We start from the raw sequence: 16105 nt of genomic DNA on the forward strand, positions 1-16105 counted from the left end.
TATGCTGGCAATTGTTGTGGAGAAAAAATAAACCCCCGGCCTTTGAGCCGGGGGTGCGCAGACTATAAAATGTCTGCTGTCATTTTATGTGCGGTTGCCTGAATATGGAACGTCAAAATGGAGAGGACTGTAATGGCGATAATCTGTCGGATTTTAAGCCATTGGCCGTCATTCAGTTCTTCAAAACGGTAGCGGAGACGTTCTGTCTCCTGTTCGACGATCACCTGCAGATTTGATTCTTTCATAGAAGGAGTATCTTGGTGATGAACGGCATCAAGCACGTATGCACAGCTTTCATAATAAGCAATCGGGCTAATGACATCATCAGATCTGTCTGAGATTGTGTTAAAGGCCACTTTTAAAATAGCCCGTATGTGTTCAAAGTCATAAATGGATTTTAAATCACGTACAATTAAAAGAATAACTGCCTGTTCAACTGAGTATTTTTTGCCCAGCTCAGGGTGTCCGATCAGATCCTTGATATCCCGCTTTACCCAGTTTTGAATCGCGGTTGACTTTAATGAAGTCAGTTCGCATAAGTTGCCAAGCTCTACGATTTCATTTGTAGAGAGGCCGTATTCTTTTTTCTGTTTTTTTCGTTCGTATCTTGTAAGAAATTCAGGAATTTCAAGATGATTGGCTGTTTTTTCTGCTGACATGTTCGCTGATTGGACGAGAATGTCGAGCGGGCTATGTTCTCCTTGTCCTTTTAGGGAATAGAGCAGCCGCACCATATCGGTTCGAGAAAGTTTAAAAATGTTCATTGTTCACCTCTTTAAACAATTTGACGCGGATATCGGTTTATGTATAAGTTCAAAATTGAAGCGTCAGCAAATTACATTAACATCATACGTCGAATTCCTTGCATTTTCAAATGGATGTTTTATAATTTAAATATACAGGTTCTTTTGAACTTAAAATAACGGAGGTTGTTATGGCGAAAAGAATTTTTCTGTTTATTTTAACGAATATTTTGGTGCTTACAACAATCGGGATTGTTTTGTCTATTTTGAGCTCTGTTACTGGAGTGGGGACATACTTTACAGCTGATGGCGGAATCGATCCAATGGCGCTTCTTGTGTTCAGTTTAGTCGTTGGCTTTGTCGGTTCCTTTACGTCTCTTGCGATGTCCAGATGGATGGCAAAGACGATGATGGGCGTCAGAGTGCTGAATCCGAAAAAACACTCGCTCAGCTACGAGGAACAGCAATTGGTTGATCGTGTCCATAGATTAAGCCGTTCTGCAGGGTTAACGAAAATGCCGGAAGTCGGGATTTACCGTTCACCTGAAGTAAATGCGTTTGCGACTGGACCGTCTAAACGCCGTTCTCTTGTCGCAGTATCGTCTGGGCTGCTGGAGCAAATGGATGATGCGGCGGTGGAAGGAGTGCTAGCCCACGAAGTCGCGCATATCGCTAATGGTGATATGGTAACAATGACGCTTTTACAAGGTATCGTCAATACCTTTGTCGTCTTTCTATCGCGCATCGCAGCTTGGATTGCAAGCCGTTTTGTCAAAGAAGATCTAGCGCCGATCGTTCATTTTATTGCAATGATTGTTTTTCAGATTGTCTTTTCGATACTTGGCAGCCTGGTTGTGTTTGCGTATTCACGCCATCGTGAATTCCATGCTGACAGGGGAGGAGCGGATCTTGCCGGCAAGGATAAGATGATTCATGCGCTTCGGACGCTTAAAGGCTACTCTTCCAGAATCATGGAAGACGATCAGACAGCTGTCCAAACGTTAAAGATCAATGGCAAGAAACGCTCTTCACTTTTCTCTACTCACCCTGATTTAGATGAGCGTATCAGACGGCTGGAAGCTAAGTAATACAAACACATTGTTCCTCTGGGGAAATTCTCAGAGGTTTTTTTATTTTATCCATTGATTAAAATCATAAAAAAATAAGCAAGTTAAGAAAATGTTACGTAAAAGCCTTTAAAAATGCACCTAATATCTTTAGAATAATTACCGTACTTAAAAAGAGAGGCAGAAGGATTTTACATGAAATTAAAGTTTGGAAAATTGATACAGGCCCTGTCACCGGCCCAGCTGATCGCATTATATTATTTTCTTGCAGTTACTGTGGCCGTAATATTGCTGAGTTTGCCGGCGGGCCATAAACCGGGGGCGGACTGGACGTTCATTGATGCGCTGTTTACGGCCGTCAGCTCAGTCAGCGTAACAGGGCTGACGGTCGTTGATACAGCTGATACATTCAGTACAACAGGTATTTTTATATTGGCATTTGTTCTGCAATTTGGCGGAATCGGAATTATGACGCTCGGAACGTTCATTTGGCTGATCATGGGAAAACGAATCGGGCTGAAAGAACGGAAATTGATTATGGTTGACCAAAACCAATCCCAGTTTTCCGGGATTGTCAATCTGATGAAGCAGGTTCTTTTTTTGATCTTGTGGATTGAATTTTTTGGCGGGCTTATACTCGGCACTTATTTCTTAACCTACTATGATTCCTTTCAGGAAGCTTATTTACATGGGTTTTTTGCCAGTATCAGCGCAACGACAAATGGCGGATTTGATATTACCGGTAATTCGATGGTTCCATTTCGTCATGATTACTTTGTGCAGTTCATTACAATGCTTTTAATTATATTTGGAGCGATTGGATTTCCTGTACTGGTTGAAGTAAAGGATTTCCTGTTTTCAAAGCATCGCCGTTATCCGTTTACGCTTTTTACGAAGATCACAACGATTACGTTCGGCTCACTTGTCTTGTTTGGAGCCATAGGCATCTATGCCCTGGAAGCAAATCATGCGTTCGCAGGAAAATCATGGCATGATATTTTGTTTCTGTCCCTGTTTCAATCAACGGCAACCCGAAGCGGGGGACTTGCAACAATCGATATCAGCCAATTATCAGATTCCACACTCTTTTTTATTTGTGCGCTGATGTTTATCGGAGCGTCGCCAAGTTCAGTCGGGGGAGGCATACGGACAACGACTTTTGCTTTGAACCTTCTTGCGCTGTTTCATTTTGCCCGCGGTAATAAGTCCGTAAAGGTATTCAAACGGGAGCTGCACCCTGCTGACCTGATGAAGTCGCTTGTTGTCACGATGATGGCGATCCTGCTTGTTTTTGGCGCGACACTCATTCTGACCATTACAGAAAAGCATTCCCTGCTGGAGCTTTTGTTTGAAGTGTGCTCGGCATTCGGTACAACCGGTCTGTCACTTGGAATTACGGCTGATTTGAGCAGTGTTGGAAAATGCGTCATTATGATTGTCATGTTTATCGGGCGAATCGGCATCCTGACCTTCCTGTATCTGATCGGCAGAAAGGAAATTGAAGCGAATTATCACTATCCGAAGGAAAGAGTGATTATCGGATAGACAAAACACCGCCAATTTAGCGGTGTTTTTTGATTGCCAAAAAAAAGATGTGTGCCTCCTGTTCAGTTGGACAACCTAACTTCGACAGGTGCAGTTTAATGCTCCTGCATCTTTAGCCGAAATGTGTGAAAACTGGCGAGGGGGATTCGAATGAAGCGTAAAGCCGAAGTAAATGAAGCCATTAAAAATAACAATACACCTACCGAGAGCATGGACCCAAATTCATATAAGACACAATATCATGACGACCCCAATTTTAGAGGGGCAAACCGCAATTCCAAACAGGGTCAGCAGGGAGGCATGTGATTGTGAAGAAACACCGTCATAGCAGAGATATGCAAAATCATAAAAAGCCTATGAATAAGAAGGTGCTGGAGGAAGAATTCTCAAGTGAATTTGGGGATTACAATGCCGGAAAGATCATCGAAACGCTGGAAGTCACAAAGCCTGAAAAGAAAAATGAAAAAAACAATAATAAAAAACAGAAATAAAAAAGACCTCTTAGGCGGTGTCCCGCTTAAGAGGTGCTTTTCTATTTTAAATAAGCATTTTTACCCGTTCCTCTGACAAATTGCAATAAGCTGGTCATCCTAAGCTCAATGAAAGGCTGAGCGACTGTCTTAACAAAGTTGCTGGAGAGTACTGATGTCAGTGCTCCTGTTAAAAGCAAGAGGATCACTAAGCTTTGATAGTCAGTAAGCCAATCCTCAAGACCGACCTGCCGCAGCGTTTTAATAATAAACCCGTGAAGCAAATACACGTAAAATGTCCGGGTTCCCCATTTGGTAAAGAAATACCGTTTTTGCGGAACAAGCGCTAAAAAGCTAAAGGTTGCCGCAAAGGCGAGTACATACCAGCCGATTCGGGATAGTCCGCTTACCAGGGTAACGTCTCCAAATGAAGAATACGGTTTTGAACCAAACAGAAATGAATAGTCAAAATCGATGCCCCAGCAGATGACGAATACGGCGGCAAGCACTCCGAGCGCAATTTGTTTGCCTCGTTTTGATCTCAATAAATCAAAATGATGTTTATTTAAATAAAAACCGACAAGGAACATCGGTAAGAATACGAATGTCCGTGACAAACTCAGCGTGCTGCTGACAAAGTCCAGATAACCGATCAGCACGGCGATTCCGCAACTGACAAACAGCGCCCCCAGCTTTGAAAGCTTTGAAAAAGGATATAGAAGCAGGTTCCAAAAGAATAAGCTTACAAGAAACCATAACGACCATTGCGGATCTATCGGGTTCACATTTGCCATGCTTTCATCTTGCATAATGTAATAAAAGACGGAATAAATGATTTGGAAAATCAAATACGGAATAATCAGCTTGGCCGCCAGCTTTTTTACATATCCCGCCCGTTTAAAGCCTTTCGCGAAATAACCGGATACAAGAATAAATGCAGGCATATGGAATGTGTAAATGAACTTGTAGAGGTAGAGCATAAAGTGATTATCATTAATAAAGGAACGAAGAATATGACCGAATACAACGAGGAATATCAATAAAAATTTTGCGTTATCGAAATAACTGTCCCGCGATTTACTCATAGCATCACCTTCTCTTTCATCAAGTCACTAAGAGATTATTCCCTGCTGGTACATATTTTAAAATAAAAGATGAAAAAGGAATCTAAAAAAATGCTGATTGTTAGGACGATGTAAAGTGGCGGTAAGGATCGTAGAAAATGTCTTCGGAATGTAATGGCGCTGAAATTTTCTGAAATTTATAGGGCAAATGAAGGAAGTTCCCGCATTTTGTAGAAATATTGAGGGATAGGTTTTGAAGAAGGAGTGTACATGCATGGAAACTCTTGATGTCCAGACAAACTCGGAGCTGCGAGAGGAATTGAATCGCCTCAAAGAAGAAAACGCGCGACTGAAAAAGGAATTGAATCAGCATCAAGTGATTGTCAACAATACGCTCGATGCTATTTTTATTTGTGATAACGAAATGCGAATCGTTCAAGCGAATGAAGCAACAGAAAGGATGCTTCAGGTTGATTCGGAAGATTTAAAAAAGCGTTCTGTGTTGGATTTTTTGTTTTCAATCCCAAAGGATGAACTGAATCTTGCCGTAAAGAAGTTTTTTAAAAAAGGCTTTCTGTGGAAGGAGGTCCCGATCAGGCTTGATTGCGGGGCGACAAAATACATAGAGTTTCTGGCCAAAAGAGGCATTGGCGAGGATTTCTTTTTTGTTGTCATGAGGGACATATCTTCTAAGAAGATTCTTGAGCGGGAATTCTCTATGAATGAACAGCTTTTTAAGGACTTGTTTGACAGAGCAGTTGACGGAATCGTCCTGTTTGATAAAGATGGCGGTTTTATTGATGCCAATTTGTCCTTTTGTAAAAGCTTTGAAATCAATCATAATGAGCTGTCTCATTTATCGTTGTATGAGTTTATAGACAGCGGCTCAAGAAAAGATTTCGACAATATCTGGAAGGCGCTCAACCGCAAGGGAAAAGCGAAGGGGGAGCTGCCTGTAAAGCTTCGTTCAGGAGTCCAAAAGCTATTTGAATTCACGATTACATCAAACATCATCAGCGGTTTTTATATGTCCATTATGAGGGATATCACAGAGAAGCGGTCTATGGAGCTTCAGCTCTTTAAAAGTGAGGAGCGATTCAGAGAAATCTTTGAAAATGCGATGGACGCCATAATCATTTGGTCGAATGACGGAAGAATCGTTAAGGCGAATCAATCAGCCTGCAAAATCTTTGAGCTGCCGATGAATTTGCTTTTGAAAAGAAAGCTGTGTGATTTTCTCGTCGACTCGCAGCAGAAATACAGCATAACGAAAAGGAAATATGCAAAATACGGAGAGATCAGAGAAGAGCTGCTGTTTCAAATGGGGAATGGACAGTTCAAAGAGCTCGAATTCACTTCAAAGCGGACAATACTTGAAAACCAGCATTTGACGATCTTAAGAAATGTCAGCGACAGAAAGCGGATGGAAAAGGAGCTTCGGGAAAGTGAGCTGAAATTCAGAAAAGTGTTCAACGGCTCAATGGACGGCAATGTATTGTTCGACAATCAATACAGGATCATCGACGCCAACCCGTTAGCAAGCCATATTTTGGGCCTGTCACATGAAGAGATCAAACAGCACAGCCTGCTAGATATTATTTCTGCTTATGAAATAGAAAATCTGGCATCACCGGCAAGGCAGATTAATTTTGATGAAATGGACAACGAAATTCCATTTTTGCTAAGCAGCAGTGACAATCGAAAACTCGAATTCTCATTTAAACGGAATATTATTCAAAATATGAACTTGGCTATCTTTAAAGACGTTACAGAGCGAAAAGAATTGGAGGAACGCCTGCGCAAATCAGATACCCTTCATGTTGTCGGCGAACTCGCAGCCGGCATTGCTCATGAAATCAGAAATCCGATGACTGCTCTTAAAGGCTTCATTCAGCTCCTGAAAGGAAGTGTCGAGGGAGACTACGCCCTTTACTTCAATGTGATCACCTCAGAACTAAAGCGCATCGAATCCATCATCACCGAATTCTTGATTTTAGCCAAGCCCCAGGCCATTATGTATGAGGAAAAACATGTTACCCAAATTATGAGAGACACGATAGACCTTCTAAACGCGCAAGCCAATCTCAGCAATGTACAAATGCAGCTTGATTTAATGGACGACATTCCCCCGATCTACTGTGAACCGAATCAGCTGAAACAGGTTTTTATCAACATATTAAAAAACGCCATCGAAGTGATGCCTGACGGCGGAAACATTTTTGTGACGATAAGGGTACTGGATCAAGATCATGTTCTCATCTCCTTAAAAGACGAGGGAATCGGAATGACAGAAGATAAATTAAAGCGCCTTGGTGAACCATTTTATACGACAAAGGAACGGGGAACTGGACTTGGGCTTATGGTAAGCTATAAAATTATTGAAGAACATCAAGGCGAGATTATGGTCGAAAGTGAAGAAGGGAAAGGCACCGTTTTTCATATTACGCTTCCCGTCAGACAGAATGCTGAAGAAAGAAGGAATGATGAATGAATTACTATACGATAGCCGAAACGCCGCTCGGTGAATTTATCATTGCCGAAGAGGAGGGCCGGATCACCCGTCTATTTCTCAGTCAGGAAGATTGGATGGATTGGAAAGAAACCGTTCAGAAGACAGAACACAAGGAAACACCTCTTCTTGCAGAAGCGAAAAAACAGCTTCATGAATATTTCGCCGGAGAAAGAAAAACATTCTCCCTGCCGCTCAGCCAAAAGGGCACACCTTTTCAGAAAAAAGTGTGGGAGGCGCTGGAGAGGATCCCATATGGTGAATCCCGAAGCTATGCTGATATTGCCGCTGCGGTCGGGAGTCCGAAGGCGGTGCGCGCTGTCGGACAGGCTAATAAACGTAACGACCTGCCGATTTTTGTTCCGTGTCACAGAGTGATTGGCAAAAACAGTGCGTTAACAGGCTACGCCGGAAGCAAAACTGATATCAAAGCATTTTTGCTGAACATCGAGCAAATCTCCTATAATGAAAAATAAAACATATGGCACGTTCCCTTTTTTCACTGCCGACATATCATTTTATTAAGTTAAAAAAGTTGGTCTGATGAAAAAGGAGGACAAAGCAATTGAAGCCGAGCCGCTCTGAGAAAATTGCCGTTTTTGCCAAACTGTTTGTGAAACTGCATATCTTATCAAGCGCTCAAAAAGATGAAATCATCAATGTTAACAAAAAGAAACAAAAAAACCGCTGACTCAGCTCCAAATGAGCAAAGTCCAGCGGTTTTTTAATGCACTTTTTCGCCTTTAAACAACTGTTCAATCTCTTCTGCATAATTACCGGTCATAATCCCTTTTTCTGTGATGATTCCTGAAATGAGATCATGAGGTGTAATGTCAAAAGCGGGATTAAAGACAGGCACATCTGATGGAGCGGTCCGTACTCCGGAAATCTGTCTGACTTCGTCGGGATCCCGCTCCTCTATCGGGATATCAGCGCCGCATTTGACCTTCGTATCAAATGTAGATAAAGGTGCGGCGACAAAAAACGGAATATCAAAGGCGTTTGCTAAAATAGCAAGGCCATATGTGCCGATTTTATTTGCCGTATCACCGTTCTTTGCAATTCGGTCAGCTCCCACGATAACAGCGGAAATTTGTTTTTCCTTCATCGTATGGGCGGCCATGCTGTCTGTGATCAGCGTGACATCAATGCCTCCCTGCATCAGCTCCCAAGCAGTAAGGCGTGAACCTTGCAGGACAGGCCTTGTTTCGCAGGCATAAATGTGCAATCCCAAATCTTTTTGTTTGGCTAAGTAAAACGGAGCTAGCGCCGTTCCATAGCGGCTTGTTGCGATTGAGCCGGCATTGCAGATCGTCATGATCCTGTCGCCTTTTTTGAAAAGCTGCAGTGCGTTTTGGCCGATCAACCGGCACGTTTCCTCATCCTCGACCTGAATCTGAATTGCTTCATGGACAAGGTTTGTTTTTGCTTCATTTACGGAAATCGCGTTTTCGACCGAATGACTCAGTCTTTCAAGCGCCCATGACAAGTTAATGGCTGTAGGTCGTGAGCTGTTTAAATATTGTTTGATGTCTTTCAGCCTGTGCCGGAATTCTGTGACATTCTCTGTTTCAATGTCTTTGGCAGCAAGCGCCAGACCGAAGGCAGCCGTAATGCCGATCGCCGGAGCACCCCTTACCTTGAGCGTGACAATCGCATCGAATACATCCTCTTTCGTCGTCAGCTCCAAATATTCCGTCTCATCAGGAAGCTTTTGCTGATTTAAAATGGTAATAGCTGTTTCTTTCCATTCAACAGAACGCGGAACAGCAAATGAATGGGTCATGAATGGATCATTCCTTTACAAGTAACTTAAATAATTCAATCACATCCGTGATTGTTTTGAATTCTGAACGTTTTTCGATAAAGGCTGTGCCGGTTTCGAGTGCCAGCCGTTTTCTGCCGATTCGTTTATCAAACGGCACGATTGTATCCAGGTCAGCCACATGGGCAAGGCCGATCGTGCGGCGTATCAGTTCACAGCCCGCAAATCCGATTGCTTCTTCAAAAATATGGCTGAGCGTATCAGTGAGATAACCGTCGATGTCGGCGTAAACATCCAGACTGTCCTTCTTCCAGGCTGCACTAAACGTCTCTTTAAACGTTTCCCAGACCTGGTTGACATGTTCATATAACGGCTCTCTGTCAGCTCTGTCACGGCTGAGTGCGTTCAAAAATAAGTTGGCGATAAATTGTCCTACATCAAAGCCAATCGGTCCGTAAAAAGCAAATTCAGGATCAATCACCTTTGTTTCATACTCACTTGCGAAAATACTCCCTGTATGCAAATCACCATGAATCAATGTTTCTGCAGACGTTAAAAATGACTTTTTCAGCTTTGCGGCTTCGATTTTGACGTTGTCATTATTCCAAAGCTTCTTGACAAAAGGACGAAGCTCTTCTTCAAAATCATTTGTGTCATGATCGAAGAAAGGGTCTGTAAAAACAAGTTTTTCCGTAATGTCGCATAGCTCAGGGTTTGTAAACTGTTTAACAAGCTGTTTTTTCACCTTAGGTTCAAGAGCGTAATCTGATGAGTAGAAAAGTGTTTTTCCTAAAAATTCACCGATGTGCCGTGACAGGTGGGGATAATTTTCACCCTCAATGAGTCCTTTTCTTGCGATTTTCAGGTGAGAGAGATCCTCCATGACGGTAACCGCCATTTCCGTATCAGAGTAAAACACTCTTGGAACCAGGTGAGGTACATGCTCGCCCTGACGGATGAGAGCGCTGCTTTCGATTCTTGCACGATCGATTGTGAGCGGCCAGCTTTCTCCCACCACTTTTGCATAAGGAACCGCCTGTTTAATGATTAATGCTTTGTCATGTTCTTGATCATAAATATGAAAAACGTAATTTAAGTTGCCGTCGCCGATCTCCTGGCATGTCAGGGTGCTTTTGCTTGGAAATAAGCCAAGCTTCACAGCCAATGCCACAGCGGAACTTTCATTTAACGTTTCGTATAAAGGTGTTTTTGTGACTGCCATCATCATAACCTCCAATTTATGTAATCACTTGATATGTTTCCAGCTTAATGGCGTAAAAAAGCCTCCTTCTGAGAGAGAAGGAGGCTTAACATCTATGTCCGCCTCTCTTATCTCTCAGATCAGATCTGAATGGAATTAGCACCGTGCCTTAAGAGACAAGCGTCTCGGCGCGAAAAAGATGCGCCCCATTTCACAATGGAATTACGGTCGGTTGCTGTTGGGGTCAAAAGGCCAAATCCCTCGCCCAACTCTCGATAAGAGAATATATTCACTTGTTAGACAATTCTAATTTATCAGTTGATGAACATGGTAACAGGTAATTTAGTTAGTTGTCAATACATTTTTTAATATAAATCTTTTCTGATATCGTCGAAAACAGGGATGCTCTCACGCACCTCGACGCTTTTATGAAGGTCAATTTCCGCACGGACTATGCCTTCTTCACGGCTGCCTTCAGCAAGTACACGCCCCCATGGATCAATAATCAGGCTATGTCCTGCAAATTCATTATCCGGATTTGAACCGGTGCAATTGCAGGCCGCGACAAAGCATTGATTTTCAATGGCACGGGCAATAAGCAGGCTTTTCCAATGATCAAGGCGGGGGAGAGGCCATTCCGCGGAAATAAACAGCACGTTGGCACCTTTTGTTGTATGTTTTCTGATCCACTCCGGAAAACGGATATCGTAGCAGATCAATCCTGCGCTTTTGACGCCATCAAGCTCAAAGCATCCATCTTCGGAACCGGCTGATAAATACAGATGCTCATCCATCAGCTGAAAAAGATGTGCTTTTCTGTATTCTTTAATGATTTGTCCTTCCTTATCCGCGATGTACATTGTATTATAAACATCAGAATCCTTTCTGACAGCGACCGATCCGGCGATAATATGGACTCCATGTTTTTTTGCCGTTTTCTTCAGCCAGCTCTGAGCAATGCGGCCGTCTTCATCAGCGAGTTGATCAAGATTGGCCAGATCATATCCGGTCGTCCATAATTCAGGCAGAACAAGAACATCAGCATGTTTGCTTTCTTCTTCGATCAAAAATTCAGCCTTTTTTATATTTTCCGAAGATTTACCATATGAAATATCAAATTGAAGACAAGATATCGTCCATTTCATCATTTTAACACCCCAAATTTTTCTTTACTTTTTTCATTTAACCATATATGATGATGGACTATCATTTCAAGATTTTTTTAGAAGGTGAGAATAGATGAAATTTGAACAGTCTCATGTATTGAAGAAATTGCCTAAACAATTCTTCGCTTCCCTGGTGCAGAAAGTGAACCGAAAGCTCGCAGAGGGACATGACGTTATCAATCTAGGACAGGGAAATCCAGATCAGCCGACTCCGGAACATATCGTCGAGGAGATGAAACGAGCTGTTGCTGATCCTGAGAATCATAAATATTCGTCTTTTCGCGGCTCATACAGCCTGAAGTCAGCGGCTGCTGCATTTTACAAAAGAGAGTACAGCATCGATCTGGATCCTGAAACCGAAGTCGCTGTATTATTCGGCGGAAAAGCCGGTCTTGTCGAGCTCCCGCAATGCTTGTTGAATCCCGGTGATACGATTTTAGTTCCCGATCCGGGCTACCCTGATTACTGGTCTGGTGTCACACTCGCGAAAGCGAAGATGGAAATGATGCCGCTCGTAAAGGACAGGGCATTTCTTCCCGATTACAGCAGCATCCCCGCTGAGGTGAGAGAACAGGCGAAATTGATGTATTTAAATTATCCGAATAATCCGACTGGGGCTGTTGCTACTTCTGAATTTTTTGAAGAAACCGTGAGCTTTGCAAAAGAAAACGGGATCTGCGTCGTTCATGATTTTGCTTACGGCGCTGTAGGGTTTGACGGCTGTAAGCCTTTAAGCTTCTTGCAGACTGAAGGTGCAAAGGATATTGGAATTGAAATTTACACGCTGTCAAAAACGTATAACATGGCAGGATGGCGGGTTGGCTTTGCCGTCGGAAACGCTTCGGTCATTGAAGCAATCAATCTTTATCAAGACCATATGTTTGTCAGTCTTTTCAGAGCGACTCAGGAGGCTGCAGCAGAGGCACTGTTAGCTGATCAGAGATGTGTGGCAGAGCAAAATGCCCGATATGAGAGCAGGCGAAACGCTTGGATTGCTGCATGCCGTGAAATTGGCTGGGATGTGACAGCTCCGGCAGGGTCATTTTTTGCATGGCTGCCTGTACCTGAAGGCTATACTTCTGAGCAGTTCTCAGACCTTTTGCTGGAAAAAGCGAATGTGGCGGTTGCGGCTGGAAACGGCTTCGGTGAATACGGAGAGGGCTACGTCAGAGTCGGACTTTTAACAAGTGAAGAAAGGCTCAAGGAAGCCGCTTATCGAATTGGCAAACTAAACCTGTTTACCCAAAAAACCATTGACAAGACCCTATAACGATGGGATAATTCAAAATAATTTATAAAATCTATATTTTCTTATCAAGAGCAGGCAGAGGGACGAGCCCGAAGAAGCCCGGCAACCGACTTATAAAGCACGGTGCTAATTCTTGCAGCTAGCGGCTGAGAGATAAGATTCGGACGAGAAACGAAACCTCTTCAGACGCGATTGCAGTTTGAAGAGGTTTTTTGATATGGATGAAAATGAAAGGAGCTCTGGCATGAGTGAGTTATTAGCAACATATCTCCTAACAGAACCGGGAGCTGATACAGAGAAGAAAGCAGAACAAATTGCAACAGGATTGACAGTAGGCTCCTGGACTGATCTCCCCCTTGTAAAGCAGGAGCAAATGCAAAAGCACAAGGGGCGGGTGATAAATGTTGAGGAGAGAGAGGGATCTTCTGTATCAGAAAAACAAGCCGTCATCACAATTGCCTATCCTGAAATCAATTTCTCTCAGGATATTCCGGCTTTGCTGACAACAGTGTTTGGCAAGCTGTCCTTGGACGGAAAAATCAAATTAATCGATCTTCACTTCTCTGAAGCATTTAAGCGTGTACTGCCGGGACCAAAGTTTGGCGTATACGGCATCCGGAAGCTGCTGGGAGAGTTTGAAAGACCGCTGTTAATGAGCATATTTAAAGGTGTAATCGGAAGAGACCTAAGTGATATTAAAGAACAGCTTCGACAGCAGGCGCTTGGCGGAGTTGACTTGATTAAAGACGATGAAATTTTCTTTGAGACAGGTCTAGCGCCTTTTGAAACAAGAATTTTAGAAGGAAAGCAAATATTAAAAGAGACGTATGAGCAAACCGGACATAAAACGCTGTATGCGGTGAATTTGACTGGACGCACGGCTGATCTGAAAGACAAAGCGAGACGTGCTGCCGAATTGGGGGCTGATGCGCTTTTGTTTAATGTCTTCGCTTACGGCTTGGACGTTATGCAGAGCCTTGCGGAAGATCCCGAAATCGCAATTCCGATTATGGCGCATCCAGCGGTCAGCGGGGCGCTTACGTCTTCTCCGTTTTACGGTTTTTCTCATGCACTTTTACTCGGGAAATTAAACCGGTATTGCGGTGCTGACTTCAGCCTCTTTCCGTCTCCATATGGTTCGGTTGCGCTTCCAAGAGCTGATGCGCTGGCCATTCATGAGGAATGTGTGAGAGAGGATGCTTTTAACCAAACATTTGCCGTTCCGTCAGCAGGCATTCACCCTGGCATGGTTCCGCTATTAATGCGTGATTTTGGCATAGATCATATTATTAACGCCGGAGGAGGCGTACATGGTCATCCGAACGGTGCACAAGGCGGGGGGCGTGCGTTCAGAGCCATTATTGATGCGGTCTTAGAAGCCCAGCCGATTGATGAAAAAGCCGAACAATGCAAGGATCTTAAGCTTGCGCTAGACAAATGGGGAAAGGCTGAAGCCGTATGACGACTCGAAAACCTTTGATTATATGTGATTTTGACGGAACCATCACGATGAACGACAACATTATAAATATCATGAAAACATTCGCTCCGCCGGAGTGGGTGGCATTAAAAGACGGCGTACTTTCCAAAAAGCTGTCGATCAAGGAAGGTGTCGGGCGGATGTTCGGCCTTCTGCCCAGCCGTTTAAAACAAGAGATTACAAGTTTTGTATTGGAAGATGCAAAAATCAGGGAAGGCTTTCGGGAATTTGTAGCGTTTATCAATGAGCATGAGCTTCCGTTTTATGTCATAAGCGGAGGAATGGACTTTTTTGTATATCCTTTGCTTGAAGGCATTGTGGAGAAAGACCGCGTTTATTGCAATCATGCGTCATTTGACAATGACCATATTCATATTGACTGGCCATATTCTTGCAAGGGAACATGCAGCAATCAATGCGGGTGCTGTAAGCCGTCGGTCATCAATGAACTTTCTGAACCAAACCAATATATCATCATGATCGGTGATTCGGTTACAGATGTGGAGGCAGCAAAGCTATCTGACTTATGCTTTGCAAGGGATTATTTATTAAACGAATGCCGGGAGCAAAACCTCAATCATCTCCCGTATCAAGATTTTTATGAGATAAGAAAAGAAATTGAGAATGTTACGGAGGTACAGGAATGGCTGCAAAACAAGAACGGTGGCGAGAGCTCGCTGAAGTAAAACGGGAATTGGCAGAGAGAGATTGGTTTCCGGCGACTAGCGGCAATCTATCCATTAAGGTTACTGATGAGCCTTTAACATTTCTCGTCACTGCAAGCGGAAAAGATAAACGCAAAGAGACGGATGAAGATTTTCTTTTGGTCGACCAAAACGGAGAGCCCGCTGAAAGCGGGCATTCTCTGAAACCGTCAGCGGAAACGCTTTTGCATACACATTTGTACAATAAAACCAATGCCGGATGCTGCCTGCATGTCCATACGGTAAACAATAATGTGATTTCAGAGATATACGGAGACCAAAAGAAAATCACATTCAGAGGCCAGGAAATTATAAAAGCACTCGGCTTGTGGGAAGAGAATGCAGAAGTGACCATTCCGATCATTGAAAATCCGGCTCATATTCCGACGCTCGCGGCGCTGTTTGAGGAAGAAGTTTCAGAAGATTCAGGAGCTGTTCTGATCCGCAATCACGGTATTACCGCATGGGGGAGAACAGCATTTGAAGCAAAAAGAGTGCTTGAAGCATTTGAATTTTTGTTCAGCTACCATTTAAAATTGAAAACCCTTCAGCATCAGCTGGTTAAATAAAAGGAGGAATTGAAATGGCTACAATTCGAATTCATGATGAGGAAAATACAACGATTGAACATCAAGAGGAAGTAGCAAGCTTTCTGGACGGTCAAGAGGTTATTTATGAGCAATGGGATATCGCGAAGCTTCCGGAACACCTCTCAGAGAAATATGATTTGACAGAAGAAGAAAAACAGCAAATTCTTGATACCTTTGAAACTGAGATTAAAGACATCTCAACCCGCCGCGGCTACAAAGCACAGGATGTTATTTCATTGTCAGACAGCAACCCGAAACTTGATGAACTGCTTGAAAATTTTAAAAGAGAGCATCACCATACAGACGATGAGGTTCGTTTTATCGTAAGCGGACACGGTATTTTTGTCATTCAAGGCAAGGACGGCACGTTTTTTGATGTCCGTTTAAACCCTGGAGATTTAATCTCCGTGCCTGAGAATATCCGTCATTACTTCACGCTTCAGGAGGACCGCAAAGTTGTCGCGGTGAGAATTTTTGTCACTACTGAAGGCTGGGTGCCGATTTATGAAAAAGACAGCGTGAATCAATAAGCATGAAAAAGCCCCGTTCACC

Annotated in this window: 17 protein-coding genes and 2 riboswitches; of the genes, 12 read left to right on the forward strand and 5 right to left on the reverse strand. The window is 43.2% G+C overall.

Translation table 11 applies throughout. The annotated features are described in order from the left end of the window. Nucleotides 1–62: 62 nt before the first annotated feature. Nucleotides 63–764 carry a transcriptional regulator HtpK gene (gene htpK, locus BLL41_RS02430; protein WP_071576671.1) on the reverse strand — a complete coding sequence of 234 codons (702 nt, stop codon included), beginning with the start codon at nucleotides 762–764 and terminating at the stop codon, nucleotides 63–65. A gap of 170 nt (nucleotides 765–934) precedes the next feature. Here htpK and htpX point away from each other — a divergent pair, with 170 nt between their 5' ends. The 4 genes from htpX (at nucleotide 935) to BLL41_RS02450 (ending at nucleotide 3846) form a co-directional block, all read left to right on the forward strand. Then, nucleotides 935–1831, forward strand: coding sequence for a protease HtpX (htpX, locus tag BLL41_RS02435; RefSeq protein ID WP_071576672.1), 897 nt, complete (start codon nucleotides 935–937; stop codon nucleotides 1829–1831). 174 nt (nucleotides 1832–2005) lie between these two features. Continuing rightward, nucleotides 2006–3355 (forward strand): Ktr system potassium transporter KtrD, encoded by a 1350-nt coding sequence (gene ktrD / locus BLL41_RS02440; protein ID WP_071576673.1) that lies wholly within the window; start codon nucleotides 2006–2008, stop codon nucleotides 3353–3355. A gap of 150 nt (nucleotides 3356–3505) precedes the next feature. Then, on the forward strand, nucleotides 3506–3661 hold the full coding sequence (locus BLL41_RS02445) for a hypothetical protein (RefSeq protein ID WP_003232510.1): 156 nt from the start codon (nucleotides 3506–3508) through the stop codon (nucleotides 3659–3661). Between the two features lie 2 nt (nucleotides 3662–3663). Next, nucleotides 3664–3846 carry a hypothetical protein gene (locus BLL41_RS02450; protein WP_071576674.1) on the forward strand — a complete coding sequence of 61 codons (183 nt, stop codon included), beginning with the start codon at nucleotides 3664–3666 and terminating at the stop codon, nucleotides 3844–3846. A gap of 41 nt (nucleotides 3847–3887) precedes the next feature. Here BLL41_RS02450 and BLL41_RS02455 read toward each other — a convergent pair whose 3' ends face one another. Then, nucleotides 3888–4910: an acyltransferase family protein gene (locus BLL41_RS02455; RefSeq protein ID WP_071576675.1), complete on the reverse strand. Its 1023-nt coding sequence runs from the start codon at nucleotides 4908–4910 to the stop codon at nucleotides 3888–3890. A gap of 253 nt (nucleotides 4911–5163) precedes the next feature. On the opposite strand from BLL41_RS02455, the gene kinE reads away from it, so the two are divergent. The 3 genes from kinE to BLL41_RS22500 all read left to right on the forward strand — a co-directional run bounded on the left by kinE (nucleotide 5164) and on the right by BLL41_RS22500 (nucleotide 8089). Beyond that, on the forward strand, nucleotides 5164–7380 hold the full coding sequence (gene kinE, locus BLL41_RS02460) for a sporulation two-component system sensor histidine kinase KinE (protein WP_071576676.1): 2217 nt from the start codon (nucleotides 5164–5166) through the stop codon (nucleotides 7378–7380). Then, nucleotides 7377–7874, forward strand: a complete 498-nt coding sequence (locus BLL41_RS02465) for a methylated-DNA--[protein]-cysteine S-methyltransferase (RefSeq protein ID WP_071576677.1) — start codon at nucleotides 7377–7379, stop codon at nucleotides 7872–7874. Before kinE ends, BLL41_RS02465 begins: the two co-directional genes overlap by 4 nt. An 89-nt stretch (nucleotides 7875–7963) precedes the next feature. Continuing rightward, nucleotides 7964–8089: a hypothetical protein gene (locus BLL41_RS22500; protein ID WP_071576678.1), complete on the forward strand. Its 126-nt coding sequence runs from the start codon at nucleotides 7964–7966 to the stop codon at nucleotides 8087–8089. Between the two features lie 33 nt (nucleotides 8090–8122). Here the strand turns inward: BLL41_RS22500 and mtnA are convergent, their stop codons facing one another. The 3 genes from mtnA to BLL41_RS02485 form a co-directional block, all read right to left on the reverse strand. Next, nucleotides 8123–9184 carry an S-methyl-5-thioribose-1-phosphate isomerase gene (gene mtnA / locus BLL41_RS02475; protein ID WP_071576679.1) on the reverse strand — a complete coding sequence of 354 codons (1062 nt, stop codon included), beginning with the start codon at nucleotides 9182–9184 and terminating at the stop codon, nucleotides 8123–8125. A 7-nt stretch (nucleotides 9185–9191) separates the two neighbouring features. After that, nucleotides 9192–10385: an S-methyl-5-thioribose kinase gene (mtnK, locus tag BLL41_RS02480; protein ID WP_071576680.1), complete on the reverse strand. Its 1194-nt coding sequence runs from the start codon at nucleotides 10383–10385 to the stop codon at nucleotides 9192–9194. Between the two features lie 104 nt (nucleotides 10386–10489). Further along, nucleotides 10490–10646: riboswitch (SAM riboswitch) on the reverse strand. Between the two features lie 83 nt (nucleotides 10647–10729). Next, nucleotides 10730–11509 (reverse strand): carbon-nitrogen family hydrolase, encoded by a 780-nt coding sequence (locus BLL41_RS02485; protein WP_071576924.1) that lies wholly within the window; start codon nucleotides 11507–11509, stop codon nucleotides 10730–10732. 94 nt (nucleotides 11510–11603) lie between these two features. Here BLL41_RS02485 and mtnE point away from each other — a divergent pair, with 94 nt between their 5' ends. The 5 genes from mtnE to mtnD all read left to right on the forward strand — a co-directional run bounded on the left by mtnE (nucleotide 11604) and on the right by mtnD (nucleotide 16083). Continuing rightward, nucleotides 11604–12800 (forward strand): methionine-glutamine aminotransferase, encoded by a 1197-nt coding sequence (gene mtnE / locus BLL41_RS02490; RefSeq protein WP_071576681.1) that lies wholly within the window; start codon nucleotides 11604–11606, stop codon nucleotides 12798–12800. A 38-nt stretch (nucleotides 12801–12838) separates the two neighbouring features. Then, a riboswitch (SAM riboswitch) is annotated at nucleotides 12839–12939 on the forward strand. Between the two features lie 84 nt (nucleotides 12940–13023). After that, the gene (mtnW, locus tag BLL41_RS02495; RefSeq protein ID WP_071576925.1) at nucleotides 13024–14241 is read left to right on the forward strand and encodes a 2,3-diketo-5-methylthiopentyl-1-phosphate enolase; all 1218 of its coding nucleotides are present in this window, start codon (nucleotides 13024–13026) and stop codon (nucleotides 14239–14241) included. Then, entirely contained in the window at nucleotides 14238–14945 is a 708-nt protein-coding gene (gene mtnX / locus BLL41_RS02500; protein WP_071576682.1) for a 2-hydroxy-3-keto-5-methylthiopentenyl-1-phosphate phosphatase, read from the forward strand. The genes mtnW and mtnX overlap by 4 nt, the downstream gene beginning before the upstream one ends. Next, nucleotides 14903–15532 carry a methylthioribulose 1-phosphate dehydratase gene (locus BLL41_RS02505; protein ID WP_071576683.1) on the forward strand — a complete coding sequence of 210 codons (630 nt, stop codon included), beginning with the start codon at nucleotides 14903–14905 and terminating at the stop codon, nucleotides 15530–15532. Before mtnX ends, BLL41_RS02505 begins: the two co-directional genes overlap by 43 nt. Before the next feature lie 14 nt (nucleotides 15533–15546). Beyond that, on the forward strand, nucleotides 15547–16083 hold the full coding sequence (gene mtnD / locus BLL41_RS02510) for an acireductone dioxygenase (protein ID WP_071576684.1): 537 nt from the start codon (nucleotides 15547–15549) through the stop codon (nucleotides 16081–16083). The last annotated feature ends 22 nt before the right edge of the window (nucleotides 16084–16105 follow it).

Source organism: Bacillus sp. FMQ74 (genome assembly GCF_001875785.1).
GTDB classification, from domain to species: Bacteria; Bacillota; Bacilli; order Bacillales; family Bacillaceae; genus Bacillus; species Bacillus stercoris.

What these genes read in the sequence shown, in the direction of transcription:
- htpK (WP_071576671.1), bottom strand. Translation starts at nt 764, where the DNA reads ATGAACATTTTTAAACTTTCTCGAACCGATATGGTGCGGCTGCTCTAT.
- htpX (WP_071576672.1), top strand. Translation starts at nt 935, where the DNA reads ATGGCGAAAAGAATTTTTCTGTTTATTTTAACGAATATTTTGGTGCTT.
- ktrD (WP_071576673.1), top strand. Translation starts at nt 2,006, where the DNA reads ATGAAATTAAAGTTTGGAAAATTGATACAGGCCCTGTCACCGGCCCAG.
- BLL41_RS02445 (WP_003232510.1), top strand. Translation starts at nt 3,506, where the DNA reads ATGAAGCGTAAAGCCGAAGTAAATGAAGCCATTAAAAATAACAATACA.
- BLL41_RS02455 (WP_071576675.1), bottom strand. Translation starts at nt 4,910, where the DNA reads ATGAGTAAATCGCGGGACAGTTATTTCGATAACGCAAAATTTTTATTG.
- kinE (WP_071576676.1), top strand. Translation starts at nt 5,164, where the DNA reads ATGGAAACTCTTGATGTCCAGACAAACTCGGAGCTGCGAGAGGAATTG.
- BLL41_RS02465 (WP_071576677.1), top strand. Translation starts at nt 7,377, where the DNA reads ATGAATTACTATACGATAGCCGAAACGCCGCTCGGTGAATTTATCATT.
- mtnA (WP_071576679.1), bottom strand. Translation starts at nt 9,184, where the DNA reads ATGACCCATTCATTTGCTGTTCCGCGTTCTGTTGAATGGAAAGAAACA.
- mtnK (WP_071576680.1), bottom strand. Translation starts at nt 10,385, where the DNA reads ATGGCAGTCACAAAAACACCTTTATACGAAACGTTAAATGAAAGTTCC.
- BLL41_RS02485 (WP_071576924.1), bottom strand. Translation starts at nt 11,509, where the DNA reads ATGAAATGGACGATATCTTGTCTTCAATTTGATATTTCATATGGTAAA.
- mtnE (WP_071576681.1), top strand. Translation starts at nt 11,604, where the DNA reads ATGAAATTTGAACAGTCTCATGTATTGAAGAAATTGCCTAAACAATTC.
- mtnW (WP_071576925.1), top strand. Translation starts at nt 13,024, where the DNA reads ATGAGTGAGTTATTAGCAACATATCTCCTAACAGAACCGGGAGCTGAT.
- mtnX (WP_071576682.1), top strand. Translation starts at nt 14,238, where the DNA reads ATGACGACTCGAAAACCTTTGATTATATGTGATTTTGACGGAACCATC.
- BLL41_RS02505 (WP_071576683.1), top strand. Translation starts at nt 14,903, where the DNA reads ATGGCTGCAAAACAAGAACGGTGGCGAGAGCTCGCTGAAGTAAAACGG.
- mtnD (WP_071576684.1), top strand. Translation starts at nt 15,547, where the DNA reads ATGGCTACAATTCGAATTCATGATGAGGAAAATACAACGATTGAACAT.